At 36.0% G+C, this 13,165-nt stretch carries 14 protein-coding genes and 1 riboswitch; of the genes, 13 read left to right on the forward strand and 1 reads right to left on the reverse strand.

Annotation, left to right across the window (positions count from 1 at the left end; translation table 11 throughout):
- Positions 1 to 89 precede the first annotated feature (89 nt).
- From metK to miaB, 7 genes are all read left to right on the forward strand, one after another.
- Complete coding sequence (metK, locus tag AC5YGD_RS06645) at positions 90 to 1,223, forward strand: methionine adenosyltransferase (RefSeq protein WP_496141191.1); 1,134 nt, start codon at positions 90 to 92, stop codon at positions 1,221 to 1,223.
- A gap of 35 nt (positions 1,224 to 1,258) precedes the next feature.
- Positions 1,259 to 1,327, forward strand: a riboswitch (S-adenosyl-L-homocysteine riboswitch).
- Positions 1,328 to 1,348: 21 nt separating this feature from the next.
- Positions 1,349 to 2,761 carry an adenosylhomocysteinase gene (gene ahcY / locus AC5YGD_RS06650; protein WP_496141192.1) on the forward strand — a complete coding sequence of 471 codons (1,413 nt, stop codon included), beginning with the start codon at positions 1,349 to 1,351 and terminating at the stop codon, positions 2,759 to 2,761.
- 141 nt (positions 2,762 to 2,902) lie between these two features.
- Positions 2,903 to 3,799, forward strand: coding sequence for a glycine--tRNA ligase subunit alpha (gene glyQ, locus AC5YGD_RS06655; protein WP_496141193.1), 897 nt, complete (start codon positions 2,903 to 2,905; stop codon positions 3,797 to 3,799).
- Between the two features lie 152 nt (positions 3,800 to 3,951).
- Positions 3,952 to 4,392, forward strand: a complete 441-nt coding sequence (locus AC5YGD_RS06660; protein WP_496141194.1) for a VTT domain-containing protein — start codon at positions 3,952 to 3,954, stop codon at positions 4,390 to 4,392.
- A complete protein-coding gene (locus AC5YGD_RS06665) occupies positions 4,382 to 4,879 on the forward strand; it encodes a peptidoglycan DD-metalloendopeptidase family protein (RefSeq protein ID WP_496141195.1) in 498 nt (165 codons plus the stop codon). The genes AC5YGD_RS06660 and AC5YGD_RS06665 overlap by 11 nt, the downstream gene beginning before the upstream one ends.
- Positions 4,879 to 5,913, forward strand: coding sequence for a mechanosensitive ion channel domain-containing protein (locus AC5YGD_RS06670; protein ID WP_496141196.1), 1,035 nt, complete (start codon positions 4,879 to 4,881; stop codon positions 5,911 to 5,913). The genes AC5YGD_RS06665 and AC5YGD_RS06670 overlap by 1 nt, the downstream gene beginning before the upstream one ends.
- Positions 5,914 to 7,236 carry a tRNA (N6-isopentenyl adenosine(37)-C2)-methylthiotransferase MiaB gene (gene miaB, locus AC5YGD_RS06675; protein ID WP_496141197.1) on the forward strand — a complete coding sequence of 441 codons (1,323 nt, stop codon included), beginning with the start codon at positions 5,914 to 5,916 and terminating at the stop codon, positions 7,234 to 7,236.
- Positions 7,237 to 7,239: 3 nt separating this feature from the next.
- Here miaB and AC5YGD_RS06680 read toward each other — a convergent pair whose 3' ends face one another.
- The gene (locus AC5YGD_RS06680) at positions 7,240 to 8,262 is read right to left on the reverse strand and encodes a polysaccharide deacetylase family protein (protein ID WP_496141198.1); all 1,023 of its coding nucleotides are present in this window, start codon (positions 8,260 to 8,262) and stop codon (positions 7,240 to 7,242) included.
- 81 nt (positions 8,263 to 8,343) lie between these two features.
- Here AC5YGD_RS06680 and AC5YGD_RS06685 point away from each other — a divergent pair, with 81 nt between their 5' ends.
- From AC5YGD_RS06685 to xseA, 6 genes are all read left to right on the forward strand, one after another.
- Positions 8,344 to 9,258, forward strand: coding sequence for a PhoH family protein (locus AC5YGD_RS06685; RefSeq protein ID WP_496141199.1), 915 nt, complete (start codon positions 8,344 to 8,346; stop codon positions 9,256 to 9,258).
- 2 nt (positions 9,259 to 9,260) lie between these two features.
- Entirely contained in the window at positions 9,261 to 10,349 is a 1,089-nt protein-coding gene (gene mnmA / locus AC5YGD_RS06690; RefSeq protein ID WP_496142364.1) for a tRNA 2-thiouridine(34) synthase MnmA, read from the forward strand.
- Positions 10,342 to 10,947 carry a high frequency lysogenization protein HflD gene (hflD, locus tag AC5YGD_RS06695; protein ID WP_416677432.1) on the forward strand — a complete coding sequence of 202 codons (606 nt, stop codon included), beginning with the start codon at positions 10,342 to 10,344 and terminating at the stop codon, positions 10,945 to 10,947. Before mnmA ends, hflD begins: the two co-directional genes overlap by 8 nt.
- Before the next feature lie 82 nt (positions 10,948 to 11,029).
- Complete coding sequence (gene rpsT, locus AC5YGD_RS06700; protein ID WP_416651240.1) at positions 11,030 to 11,290, forward strand: 30S ribosomal protein S20; 261 nt, start codon at positions 11,030 to 11,032, stop codon at positions 11,288 to 11,290.
- Between the two features lie 97 nt (positions 11,291 to 11,387).
- On the forward strand, positions 11,388 to 11,882 hold the full coding sequence (locus AC5YGD_RS06705) for a Smr/MutS family protein (protein WP_496141200.1): 495 nt from the start codon (positions 11,388 to 11,390) through the stop codon (positions 11,880 to 11,882).
- Positions 11,875 to 13,140: an exodeoxyribonuclease VII large subunit gene (gene xseA, locus AC5YGD_RS06710; protein WP_496142365.1), complete on the forward strand. Its 1,266-nt coding sequence runs from the start codon at positions 11,875 to 11,877 to the stop codon at positions 13,138 to 13,140. Before AC5YGD_RS06705 ends, xseA begins: the two co-directional genes overlap by 8 nt.
- The last annotated feature ends 25 nt before the right edge of the window (positions 13,141 to 13,165 follow it).

Raw genomic sequence — 13,165 nt, forward strand, 5'->3', positions numbered from 1 at the left:
TGTCACTAAGATGACTAAAATAAGCTAAAGTTGGTGTTTTCCTGAGAAACCCACTTTAATGGTTTTTTTATTTTTTATAGGAATACACTATGATATTTACCTCTGAATCTGTTTCTGCTGGTCACCCTGATAAAGTTTGTGATCAAATCTCTGACGCTATTCTCGACGCCGCACTAATACAAGACATCAATTCAAGAGTTGCTGTTGAAACTTTAGTTAAAGATAATCAAGTTGTCTTGGCAGGAGAAATAACTACTAACGCCCAAATTGATTATGAAGAAGTGGCTCGAAAAACTATTCTTGGTATTGGTTATGACAAAGAAGAATATGGCTTTAATGGGAACACTTGTTCAGTAACTAACCTTTTAGGCAGACAGTCACAAGACATTTCTGTGGGCGTTACAGAAAGTGAAAATCACGAGCAAGGTGCTGGTGATCAAGGGCTCATGTTTGGTTATGCTGAAAATTCAACAGATGAATTAATGCCAGCACCTATTATGCTTTCTCATCAACTTGTTAAACAACAAGCAGAGCTAATGCTAAATGGCTCCATACCTTGGCTTCGCCCTGATGCAAAATCCCAAGTTTCTTGTATTTATGAAGGTAATCAAATTGTAGGAATTGATGCGGTGGTTCTTTCAACGCAGCATGACGGTGACATCTCATTAGAAGAGCTTAGAGAAACGATACTTGAAGAAATTATTAAGCCAATCTTGCCAGAAAAATGGCTAACAAATGATACTCAGTACCATATTAATCCAACTGGTAACTTCGTAATTGGTGGTCCTGTTGGAGATGCTGGACTTACCGGAAGAAAAATTATTGTAGATACTTACGGCGGTATGGCTAGACATGGTGGTGGTGCTTTTTCTGGAAAAGATCCATCAAAAGTTGATAGAAGTGCAGCTTACGCAACTCGATATGTTGCAAAAAATATTGTGGCAGCTGGACTTGCTGAAAGATGTGAAATTCAAGTTTCTTATGCAATTGGCGTTGCAGAGCCAACGAGTATTAGTGTTGATACTTTTGGAACTGGAAAAATTCCTCACCATGAAATAGTGGCATTGATTAGAAAGCACTTTGATCTAAGACCTAAAGGCTTAATCGCAATGTTGGATTTAAAGCGCCCTATATATCAACAAACTGCTAGCTATGGTCATTTTGGCAGAACTGAAGACTCAATTAGCTGGGAGAAAACTGATAGAGCAGATTTGCTAAAATAGTTTCTTTTTTAATTATTTTTTTGTATAATATCAAACTTACCAAGGAGCGTTGCATTGGGATACTTCTCAATCAGGCTTGGTAACCAAAACGACGCTCATTTTTTTTCAATTTAATAGGAAATAAAATGAGCGAATCAACAATAGATAATACTGGCTTTAAAGTTGCTGATCTTAACCTTGACTACAAAGTTGCTGATATTAACTTGGCAGAATTTGGGCGTAAAGAGATTGAGTTAGCAGAAGCTGAAATGCCTGCTTTAATGGCTCTTAGATCAAAATACAGAAAAGAGCAGCCTTTGAATGGAGCAAGAATTATGGGCTGCATTCATATGACAATTCAAACTGCTGTCCTTATGGAAACGCTAATAGATTTAGGCGCTGAAATTCGCTGGTCATCTTGCAATATTTTTTCAACTCAAGATCATGCTGCATCTGCGATGGCTGCAAAAAATATTCCAGTTTTTGCCTGGAAAGGTGAAACTGAAGAAGAATTTTTATGGTGTATTGAGCAAACTATTCTTCACAATGGTAAGCCATGGGATGCCAACATGATTTTAGATGATGGCGGCGATTTGACTGGTATGGTTCATGAAAAATATCCTGAAATGCTTGATAAAATTCATGGTATTAGTGAAGAAACTACAACCGGTGTCCACCGCCTTCTAGAGATGATTGAAAGTGGTGAGCTTAAAGTTCCAGCGATCAATGTTAATGATGCTGTTACTAAAGCAAAAAATGACAATAAATATGGATGTCGTCACTCATTAAATGATGCTATAAAGCGCGGCACAGACATGCTAATGTCAGGTAAGAAGGCGCTTCTAATTGGTTATGGTGATGTTGGCAAAGGCTCTGCTATGTCACTTCGTCAAGAAGGAATGATTGTAAAGATTACTGAAGTTGATCCTATTTGTGCGTTTCAGGCTTGTATGGATGGCTTTGAGGTTGTTTCACCATATATCGATGGTGTTAACACAGGCTCAATGGATTGTATTAATAAAGAGTTACTGAGCACTACTGATTTAATTGTAACTTCAACTGGCAATACAAATGTTTGTGATTCGGCCATGCTTAGAAGCCTAAAAGCAGGCTCATTAGTTTGTAATATTGGTCACTTTGATAATGAAATTGATACTTTATATATGCGTGATAACTGGAAATGGGATGAAGTAAAACCGCAAGTTCACCGTATATATCGCTCTGAAAATAAAAATGACTACTTAATTTTGTTGTCTGAAGGTCGTTTAGTAAATCTAGGAAATGCAACTGGTCATCCATCTAGAATTATGGATGGCTCTTTTGCAAACCAGGTTTTAGCTCAAATGCACCTTTTTGAGAAAAAATTTGCTGACCTTCCTAATGATCAAAAAACTGCGAATGTCACAGTCGAGATTCTACCAAAGAAACTTGATGAAGAAGTAGCTGCTGGAATGGTTGGAGGCTTTGGAGGCGTAATGACCATTTTGACTGATACTCAAGCAAAATACATTAATACTCCTAAAGAAGGTCCGTTTAAGTCAGAGACCTATAAATATTAAGCTTTCTCTTAGTTAAATAAAAAATGCGGGATAACTTCCCGCATTTTTTTTAATAGTATTTAATACAAAAATATAAATGCTAACCCTCAAAAGTTGTTGGTGAGGTAAAATTTTTGTTATTGTTATTTTTAGTTCAAATTAATGTCAGCCTCAGAACTCGATACAACTAAATCATTTCAAAATTTAATCCTCAAATTACAAAATTATTGGGCTGAAAAAGGATGCGCTATTACGCAACCTTTTGATATGGAAGTTGGTGCGGGAACCTTTCATCCAGCAACCTTTTTGAGATCAATAGGACCTGAGCCATGGAAAGCGGCATATGTTCAGTCTTCAAGAAGACCAAGTGATGGTCGCTATGGAGAGAACCCAAACCGCCTTCAGCACTATTATCAATTTCAGGTTTTATTAAAGCCTTCTCCAAGTGATATTCAAGACCTTTATCTTGACTCGTTATCTTTTATTGGCATTGACCTAAAGATGCATGATGTTAGGTTTGTTGAGGATAATTGGGAATCACCAACATTAGGTGCATGGGGCCTTGGTTGGGAGGTCTGGCTTAATGGCATGGAGGTGAGTCAATTTACATATTTCCAGCAAGTTGGTGGCCTACCATGTAAGCCTGTTTCTGGAGAATTAACTTATGGTTTAGAGAGGTTAGCAATGTACCTTCAAGGTGTTGATAGCGTTTATGGCCTTGTTTGGACAGAAGGCTTAACTTATGGGGATGTTTTCCATCAAAATGAAGTTGAACAATCGAAATACAACTTTGAACTTGCAGATATTGAAGTTCTTTTTAGGCAGTTTGATGAAGCTGAAGCAATGAACTTAAAACTCATTGAAGAGAGCCTTCCTTTTCCTGCTTATGAGCAAGCTATGAAAGCGTCGCATCTTTTTAACCTTCTTGATGCGAGGCGAGCAATAAGCGTCACAGACAGAGCAAGATTTATTCGTAGGGTAAGGTCAATGAGCCAAAAAGTAGCTCAAGCTTATCTTGATTCTAGGGAAAGACTTGGCTTCCCAATGTTAAAAAAATAAGTCCTCATAAGTCAATGAGGCCCTTTCACTTCATATATAGCAAAATTTTAAATTGGTCAGCCAGTCGATTTGCAATCTTATGGCTATCTCTGATAAGCTTTTTAGAGTCCTCGATTCTCCCACTGCCAATTCAGGACTTATTGTTAGCCTCTATGTCTCTAAAAAATAGATCGAAGGCATACTATTTTGCAACGATTTGTACTCTAGCTTCTGTACTTGGTGGAGTAGCTGGCTATTATATTGGAGTCTTTGCTATGGATCAAATTGGGCCTTTACTTGCTAACCTAGGTTACGAATCAAAGCTAGAGAGTGCGCAAATTTATTTTAATACTTATGGAATTGTGATTATTCTTATCGCTGGCTTTAGTCCAGTTCCATACAAGCTATTTACTATTTCCGCTGGAATGATGTCCATGTCACTTATCCCCTTTGTGGCCTTTTCTTTAATTGCAAGGGGAGCTAGATATTTTTTAGTTTCGTTTCTAGTAAGAAAATTAGGAAAAATGGCAGATCAATGGTTAAATAAGTACATAGATTGGCTAGGCTACTTACTTATTTTTATTATTATTTTATTTGTGTGGTATGAATACTAAATTTTTGACTCTTTTTTTACTTATTTTTCTTGCGGGCTGCTTTACCAATGATGCCGGTCAAGTTACTGTTGTTGAAAAATCATTTAACAAAGTAGAGGCTTTACAACAAAACACTAAAGCAAAAACCAGTAATTCAAATGTTAACAATGACTGGTCTTTGCCTATTGACGCGTCAATACTTAAAACCTACTCTGAAAAAGACAGTCACTTTGGGTTAACTTACAATAATTCTGCTGATCAAGAAGTAAGGGCAATAAGAAAAGGTGAAGTAGTATATAGCGGTGATAAAATGACAAGCTATGGAAAAATGATTATTATCAAGCATGCTTATGGCTTCTATAGTATTTACAATCAAAATCAAGAGCTACTTGTAAGTGAGGGTGATATTATACAAAAAGGTGGACTAATTGCTCTTACCAGCGACAAACCATTTTATTTCGAAATGAAAAAATACGAAGAACCTATTAATCCTTTAAAATATCTTTAATGAATGATTTTATCCAAAATATAAGCCCAGTCCAGATGTCAGGCGCACTATTAGTTCTTGCGGTTATTGCGCATATTGCGCTAGGGACAATTCTTAAGCAAATAAAAAAACACTCTAGCAGTACTAAAACACAAATAGATGATCACCTAATTAGCGCTATTTCAGCGCCACTTAAATTACTAATTTGGTATGGGTGGGTTTACTTTTCATTAGTAGAACTTACATCAGAAATTCCACCTCTTAGCCAAATTGTAAGTTACATAGTTATTGCGCCGGTGTTTATTTTGACTTGGGGAATTCTAAGACTAATATCTAATACTGAAACTTACATGTTAGAGAAAGAAGGGAGGGTAGACAAAGACTCTGTTCGGTTGTTCACTCGACTAATCAAAATTCTTTTTGTTTTTGCTATTATTCTTGGAGTTGCTCAATTTTATGGCTATGGTATCTCTTCAATACTAACCCTAGGTGGTGTTGGTGGTATTGTCGTTGGCTTTGCTGCTAAAGATATGCTTGCTAACGTTTTTGGTGGCCTTATGATTCAAATGGACAAACCTTTTTCTACTGGAGATTGGATTCGCACTTCAGATAGAAGCATCGAAGGCGTTGTTGAAAAAATTGGCTGGAGAATGACACGAATTAGAACCTTTAGTAAAAATCCAGTTTATGTTCCAAACGGAATTTTTGCAACCATCCCCATTGAAACCCCTTCTCGAATGACTAACCGTCAGATTTATGAGGTTATTGGAATAAGATACGATGATATTGCGCAAATGGAAAGTATTATTGAAAAGGTTCAAGCATTGTTAGCAAACAACAAGCATATTGCGAATGATCAGCCCTGCAGAGTATACTTTGATGTATTCAACGCGTCTTCACTTGACTTTGTAATTTGGGCCTTTAGTTCCGATACTGAGGTAGGAGAATTTAAGAAAATGAAAGGCAAGCTTCTCCTTGATATTGCTCAAATAATTGCAGATCATAATGCTGAGATCGCTTATCCAACTCAGACTTTGCATATTCAAAAGACATAAATGAGCATCTCTAAATTATACGTTCGCACTTTTGGGTGTCAAATGAACGAATACGACTCAAATAAAATGGGTGACGTCCTTAGAGAGTCTCACGGCCTTGAATTAACTGAAGACATTACTGAAGCTGACGTTCTATTGGTAAATACTTGCTCAATTCGAGAGAAGGCTGAGGAGAAATTATTTCATCAATTGGGTCGCTGGAGAAAATTAAAAGAAAAGAAGCCAAACTTAGTAATTGGTGTTGGTGGCTGTGTCGCCTCTCAAGAAGGAGACCTTATTCTTAAAAGAGCGCCCTATGTTGATATGATTTTTGGCCCACAAACACTTCATAGACTTCCAAATATGCTAAATGAAGCCCTTAATGAAAATCAAATAAGCATTGATATCTCTTTCCCAGAAATTGAAAAATTTGATCACTTACCTGAGCCTCATAGTGATGGTGCAACAGCATTTGTTTCGATAATGGAGGGATGCAGTAAATACTGTACTTTTTGTGTTGTTCCATATACAAGAGGTGAGGAAATCTCTAGGCCATTTAATGATGTAATTCGTGAAGTGGAAATTTTAGCCAATCAGGGCGTTAAAGAAATTAATCTGCTTGGTCAAAATGTAAACTCCTTTATGGGCGTAATGGATGATGGCGAAGTTGCTGATTTAGCACTTTTAATAGCCATTGTTGCCCAGGTTTCAGGCATTGAGCGAATTCGCTACACCACTTCTCATCCAGTAGAGTTTAGCGACAGGCTCATTCAAACTTATGCTGAAGTTCCAGAGTTAGTATCGCATCTTCACCTACCAGTTCAGAGTGGCTCTGATAGAGTTTTAGGGCTTATGAAACGTGGACATACCGCTATTGAATATAAATCTAAGATTCGAAATTTAAAGAAAATTAGGCCTGGTATTTCTATATCTTCAGATTTCATTATTGGCTTTCCTGGTGAAACTGAAAAGGACTTTAATGACACAGTTAATTTAATTGAAGAGATTGGCTTTGATAAATCATTTAGTTTTATTTACTCAAAAAGACCTGGGACAATTGCTGCAAGCTTTGACGATGATGTGAGCGCTGAAACTAAAAAACAAAGATTAGTCATCATTCAAGATAAGCTTAATGAAAATACCGAAGAAATCTCTAAATCAATGATTGGAAGTATACAAAAAGTCCTTGTAGAAGGTAGCTCAAAAAAAGGAGCAACTTTATCAGGCAGAACTGAAAACATGAGAACAGCTCACTTCATTGGCAATGAGCAATTAATTGGGCAAATCGTATCAGTTAAAATTACTGACGGTATAGGAAACTCGCTTCAAGCAGAGTTAATTTAAAAACTACAACCTTAGCCAGAGTTTAGAATACCAGTAATATCGGCCTTTATCTTTATAAGGCATAGTACAGTTATAGCGACTCCTTCCAGTCAAAAGAGGCGCTTTTGATTTAACACTTACCGCCTGAAGGCCGCTCCATTCAAGATCCGCTACATCTTGTCCAGAAACAAAACAAGAGAAATTATTTTTTTCATAGTTCGTGAGTGGCCTTGAAAAAACTAAATCTAATAAGGGTTTGTAATCATTTGAAATTATTAAAGACTTAGGACTATAGCTCTTAATTGGCATGTCCACAGTTTGAACTTTCAGTGAAAAGCTGTCCATTTTTGCATAAGGCCCTGACATTGAGAATCTGGGTAAATTTAAAAAGTCACTAGACTGACTTGCAACTCCAGACTGTTGTCCAAATGCAGTGTAGCCAAGTGCATCTAGATATGAATAAGTCTTATCGTCATACTCGCCATATGGGTAAGCAAAAAATTTGTCATTAACACCCAACTCCTTTTCAATCCTGTCTTGGGCATAAGAGATTTCATTTTCTAGTGTTGAAGTATCTTGATTAACTAAATGGAGATGTTTATTACTGTGGTTATAAACATCTATTAAAGGCACCATTTCACGAAGCTGATCCCAAGACATCATTAAGTCATATTTTTTATCAATAGACTCTGTTGAAACAAAGACAGTCATTGGAAATTGATAATCAATTAGTAATGGAAAGGCCTCATTATAGAATGACAAAAAACCATCGTCAGCAGTTAAACTAACGCATTTCTTAGGTAAATTTTCTTTAGCTTGAAGGCTTTCAATAACTTTTTTCAAAGGAAGTACCTGGTAATTATTTTTCTTTAAATATTCTAAATGCTGATTAAACAGATCTGGTGAAGTGCTTGTAGACTTTGGCTCTTCATCTGAAAAACGATGATAAACAAGAATCACACAACCACTATCGCTTGCATAGGAATTTAGTGGCAGCAAAAAACTTATTAAAATAAATAACTTTAAAAACATATTTAATATTTTCATAAGATAAATGATAAATTAAATAGTGCACCAAATCATGCAACTTAACATTTGTTTTCAAAGTAATTCAGTAAAATAAAACCCATGAAATTTACACTCAACATTCAAAGCTCTGAGCAACTAGCAAATATTTGTGGTGGACTTGACAAAAATATTGAGAATATTGCCGCTAACCTTGGCGTTAATATCTCCAATAAAGGGTCAGACTTTAATATAAAAGGGGAGAATTCTGCTTTAGCTGTTTCAGTTTTGCAGGATCTTCTTATTGTATCTGAAGCTAAAGCAATCGACTTTGGCGACATAGATCTTTGCATTAAATCACTTAACAGCCCTAATGGAGAAGTAAAATCTGTCACAATTAAAACCAGTCGAAAACATATTCATATTAGAAGCACTAATCAGCAAAATTATGTCAATGCAATTATAGAAAATGATGCTGTTTTTGCAGTTGGTCCAGCAGGAACAGGTAAAACATATTTAGCCGTTGCAAGAGCAGTTGAGGCTCTTGAAAGTTCAGATGTAAAGAGAATAGTTTTGGTTCGACCAGCAGTTGAAGCGGGTGAAAAACTAGGATTTCTTCCTGGCGACCTTAGTGAAAAAGTTGACCCCTACCTTCGTCCAATCTATGACGCACTTTATGAATTTATAGGCTTTGAAAAAGTCAATAAACTAATAGAACAGCGAGTTATTGAAGTTGCCCCATTAGCATTCATGAGAGGAAGAACCTTAAATGAATCTTACATCATCCTTGATGAAGCACAGAATACAACCATACCTCAGATGAAAATGTTTTTGACTCGTATGGGGTTTGGTTCAAAGATGGTAATTACAGGCGATGTTACTCAAATTGACCTGCCAAATCCAAAACAATCAGGACTAACAGATGCAATCAAAATTCTCAAAGATATTGAACAAATTGCTTTTTGTAACTTTGATGCCCAAGACGTTGTCAGACATCAACTGGTTAAAAATATTGTAAGAGCTTACGATAATGCGTAATGATGGCAACTGACAACAAAATCATTGTTGGCCTTTCAGGGGGAGTTGATTCATCCGTTGCAGCTTTTCTTTTGCTTGAAAAAGGTTATGAAGTAGAAGCATTATTCATGAAAAATTGGGATGAAGATGATGACGATGAATATTGCAGCGCATCTCAGGATCTTGCTGATGCTCAGCAAGTAGCAGACCTGCTTGGGATCAAGCTCCATACAGTCAATTTCTCTCATGAGTATTGGGAAGATGTATTTGAGCACTTCTTATCTGAACATAAAAAAGGAAGGACCCCTAATCCAGATGTTCTTTGCAATCAAAGAATTAAATTTAAAGCCTTTTTGGATTACGCAAAAGATCTCGGTGCAACAAAAATCGCAACCGGTCACTACGCAAGGATTGCAGAAGAGAATGGCAAGTTCCTATTAAAGTCAGGGCTAGATGGAAATAAAGACCAAAGCTATTTTTTGCATTTACTTAACCAAGAACAACTATCTCAAAGTCTTTTCCCGTTGGGTGAAATTGACAAGCAAGAGGTTCGTAAAATAGCAAAAAATAATAACTTTCTTAATGCTGATAAGAAAGACTCAACAGGTATTTGTTTTATAGGCGAAAGGCCATTTTCAGAGTTTTTAACCACTTTCTTGCCAAAAGAGAAGGGTGATATTGTTGATCAAAATGGCGCCTTTATAAAACATCATGATGGGCTGCCTTTCTATACAATAGGTCAGCGCAAAGGACTTGAAATTGGAGGAGGCTTTAGCAATTCTTCCGAGCCATGGTTCGTTGCAGATAAAATTCTAGAGTCCAATAAAATTATTGTAGTGCAGGGTGACCACTCCTTACTTTATCATAACTCTCTAATTGCAGATGATATCCACTGGGTTGATAGTCCTCCCAAGTCATCTTTCAACTGCAGCGCGAAAATTAGGTATCGACAAGACTCACAAAAGTGTGATGTAAGCCTAAATGATGACCAAACTATTAAAGTTGACTTTAATGAATCACAAAGAGCGATAACTCCAGGGCAATCTGTTGTGTTTTATGATGGAGATATTTGCCTAGGTGGTAGCGTTATCAAATCAAAATCTAATGAATAAGACAGCACAAAAAACGCTTGCACTAGCAAGTATATTTCAATCGACAGCTTTAGTGCATCAACTCGCCCTGACAGGTAAATGTGATGGCCATACTAATAAAGCAAGCCTTAGCAGTATTGTTAGTGAAAGTGACTCTATTGATGAAATATTTACCTCTCCCGAGGACCTAAAGTTAGGCTTTGATTCATTAAAATTAATTCTTGAGAAGAAAACCATTGATATGCACAATGTTATGCTCTATGCAACGGCCCTAATAAATTTAGAAAAAAAATTAATGAAAAAACCAGATTTATTAAATCAAATTTCAAATGAAATTAGTGTTATTAATAAACAGGAATTTTTTGACATTCACCATAGCAATTCAATTGCTCGACTGGCAGAGCTTTATAAAAATACAATTGGAAGTCTCAATCCAACAATCATGGTCCGAGGTGAGCAAATTTATCTTTCAAACCGTCATACTGCAAACCATATAAGGGCATTGTTACTCGCAGGAATAAGAGCTGTGTCTCTATGGAAAACTCAAGGTGGTAATACCTGGCAGTTATTGCTTAATAAGAAGAAAACACTTGAATGTATTAAATCTTTAGCAAATTAACCTAATGCAAACAAATGCTTGCATAAATGAAGGCGAGACTCTATAATTCGTGTTTTCGTAATTTAAGCATTAACTAAAAAATATGGCCAATTCAGCAGGTTCAAAAAAACGCGCAAGACAAGCAGTAAAGCGCAATAAACATAACTCTCAAATTAGAGCAAAAGTTCGCACCTTTATTAAGAAGGTTTCCTATGCTATTGATGCTGGAGACAAAAAAGAAGCAACTAGTGGTTTTACTGAAATGCAAAAAAATGTTGATCAGGCTGTAAGCAAGGGCTTAATGCATAAAAATCAAGCGGCCAGAAAGAAATCTCGTATTATTGCTCAAATTAAGGCGCTATAAAATTTGCTTACTGCAGGTTAATATATCGATAGCAAAATCATTGCTATAATTAAAGCCCTCTGTTGAGGGTTTTTTTATATTCAAATTTTTTACTAATATGATTAATGAAAGCGACAAATCATTATTTCGATCTACTGTAGATCAACAGAAACCTATCGATAAAGATGGTGTTAAAAAAACTGCTACCTCTAAAAATAGGTCAGACAAACTCTTTCAAAAATATAGTTTTTTATATGAACCTAATATATCTGGCTCTGAAGCTGTAGTTCATTATAAATCTGGATTATCACCAAAAGTTCTTAAAAAAATGAAACAAGGCAACTTAGGCTCCACTCCATCAATTGACTTACATGGCCATAAGATAGAGGAGGCATGCCAATCACTCTCTAAGTTTATTCATTTTCATTCGAACGAACGCTTTATTCATGTTATTCATGGAAAAGGTTATCACTCAGATAATGGCCTCTCAATTATGAAGTCTCAAGTAGTTCATTATCTAAAGCAACACCCAGAAGTACTGGCATTCTGCTCCTGCACGCAGGAAATGGGCGGAACTGGGGCTGTTTTTGTTCATCTCAAAGCAAATGTTTAATATTGATGAAATTTATACAGTATCTAACTTCTTGAGGTTGTGTCGAAGCTCAATTGAAAAAAATGTGCCACATTGCTTCATTCAAGGTGAAATTTCAAACTTATCTAAACCATCTTCTGGGCATTGGTATTTTTCATTAAAAGATTCAAGTGGTCAAATCAGATGTGCATTTTTTAGGTTAAATCAGAGAAAAGTACAATTTAATCCTGAAAATGGAATGTCTGTAATTATTAGAGGGGCGCCAACACTTTATGAACAAAGAGGAGATTTTCAGCTAATAGTTCAACAAATGGAGCCCGCAGGAATTGGAAACCTTCAGCTTGCGTTTGACCAACTAAAGAATAAGTTAAGGATTGAGGGATTATTTGAATTGGAGAATAAAAAAGACCTGCCCTTGTATCCTAAAAAAATTGGCGTTATCTCTTCATCCACTGGTTCAGTTATAAAGGACATAATTAAAGTTTTAAATTCACGCTACCCTTTTGCCGAAATTCTGCTTTATGACACAGTTGTTCAAGGTGAAAATGCGCATAAAAAAATAGTTAAAGCGCTTCAAGCTGCCGACAGACAAAAAAATTGTGATGTTCTCATTCTGGCAAGAGGTGGTGGATCATTAGAAGACTTATGGGCTTTCAATGAAGAAGAGCTTGCTCGAGAAATATTTAAATGCTCAACTCCCATAATTAGCTCTATAGGTCATGAAACTGATACAACAATTGCTGACTTTGTTGCTGATGTAAGAGCACCAACCCCATCTGCTGCTGCTGTTTCTGCAACGCCTGACCGAAACGTTTTAATCTATAAAGCATCTAAATTGAGAAAAAATTTGCAAGATTTAATGGCTCAGACTTTGGATCAAAAGCATGCATACCTAAATATGCTTCAGCTAAAAATTATTGATCCAAGTCAACAATTACTTCAAAATGCTCAAAAACTTGATGACTACGAGATGCGCTTATTTAGGATTACAAATAGCCTAATTGATAAAAATAAGACAAATCTTAATCAACAAATAACTCGATTAAAAAACTACTCAGATTACTTCATTAAGCACCAAAAAAATCAATTAAGTAATAAAGCCAGTCTTCTTAATCTTCTATCACCTCTTAATACTCTTTCAAGGGGTTACACAATAACGCATAATGAAAAAGAAAAAGTTATAGTTTCATTTAAAAAAATTAATTCTGGAGACCTTATTGTCACTAAATTTCATGACGGTAAAGTCATTTCAAAAGTTACAAAGAAAGAGGATAATTAGAGTACATCAACACTCTAGTAAATTT

This window comes from Candidatus Pseudothioglobus sp. uisw_070 (assembly GCF_059512545.2).

Excerpts from the sequence above, each read along its gene's own strand:
- metK (WP_496141191.1), top strand. The coding sequence starts at position 90 with ATGATATTTACCTCTGAATCTGTTTCTGCTGGTCACCCTGATAAAGTT.
- ahcY (WP_496141192.1), top strand. The coding sequence starts at position 1,349 with ATGAGCGAATCAACAATAGATAATACTGGCTTTAAAGTTGCTGATCTT.
- glyQ (WP_496141193.1), top strand. The coding sequence starts at position 2,903 with ATGTCAGCCTCAGAACTCGATACAACTAAATCATTTCAAAATTTAATC.
- AC5YGD_RS06660 (WP_496141194.1), top strand. The coding sequence starts at position 3,952 with ATGTCTCTAAAAAATAGATCGAAGGCATACTATTTTGCAACGATTTGT.
- AC5YGD_RS06665 (WP_496141195.1), top strand. The coding sequence starts at position 4,382 with ATGAATACTAAATTTTTGACTCTTTTTTTACTTATTTTTCTTGCGGGC.
- AC5YGD_RS06670 (WP_496141196.1), top strand. The coding sequence starts at position 4,879 with ATGAATGATTTTATCCAAAATATAAGCCCAGTCCAGATGTCAGGCGCA.
- miaB (WP_496141197.1), top strand. The coding sequence starts at position 5,914 with ATGAGCATCTCTAAATTATACGTTCGCACTTTTGGGTGTCAAATGAAC.
- AC5YGD_RS06680 (WP_496141198.1), bottom strand. The coding sequence starts at position 8,262 with ATGAAAATATTAAATATGTTTTTAAAGTTATTTATTTTAATAAGTTTT.
- AC5YGD_RS06685 (WP_496141199.1), top strand. The coding sequence starts at position 8,344 with ATGAAATTTACACTCAACATTCAAAGCTCTGAGCAACTAGCAAATATT.
- mnmA (WP_496142364.1), top strand. The coding sequence starts at position 9,261 with ATGGCAACTGACAACAAAATCATTGTTGGCCTTTCAGGGGGAGTTGAT.
- hflD (WP_416677432.1), top strand. The coding sequence starts at position 10,342 with ATGAATAAGACAGCACAAAAAACGCTTGCACTAGCAAGTATATTTCAA.
- rpsT (WP_416651240.1), top strand. The coding sequence starts at position 11,030 with ATGGCCAATTCAGCAGGTTCAAAAAAACGCGCAAGACAAGCAGTAAAG.
- AC5YGD_RS06705 (WP_496141200.1), top strand. The coding sequence starts at position 11,388 with ATGATTAATGAAAGCGACAAATCATTATTTCGATCTACTGTAGATCAA.
- xseA (WP_496142365.1), top strand. The coding sequence starts at position 11,875 with ATGTTTAATATTGATGAAATTTATACAGTATCTAACTTCTTGAGGTTG.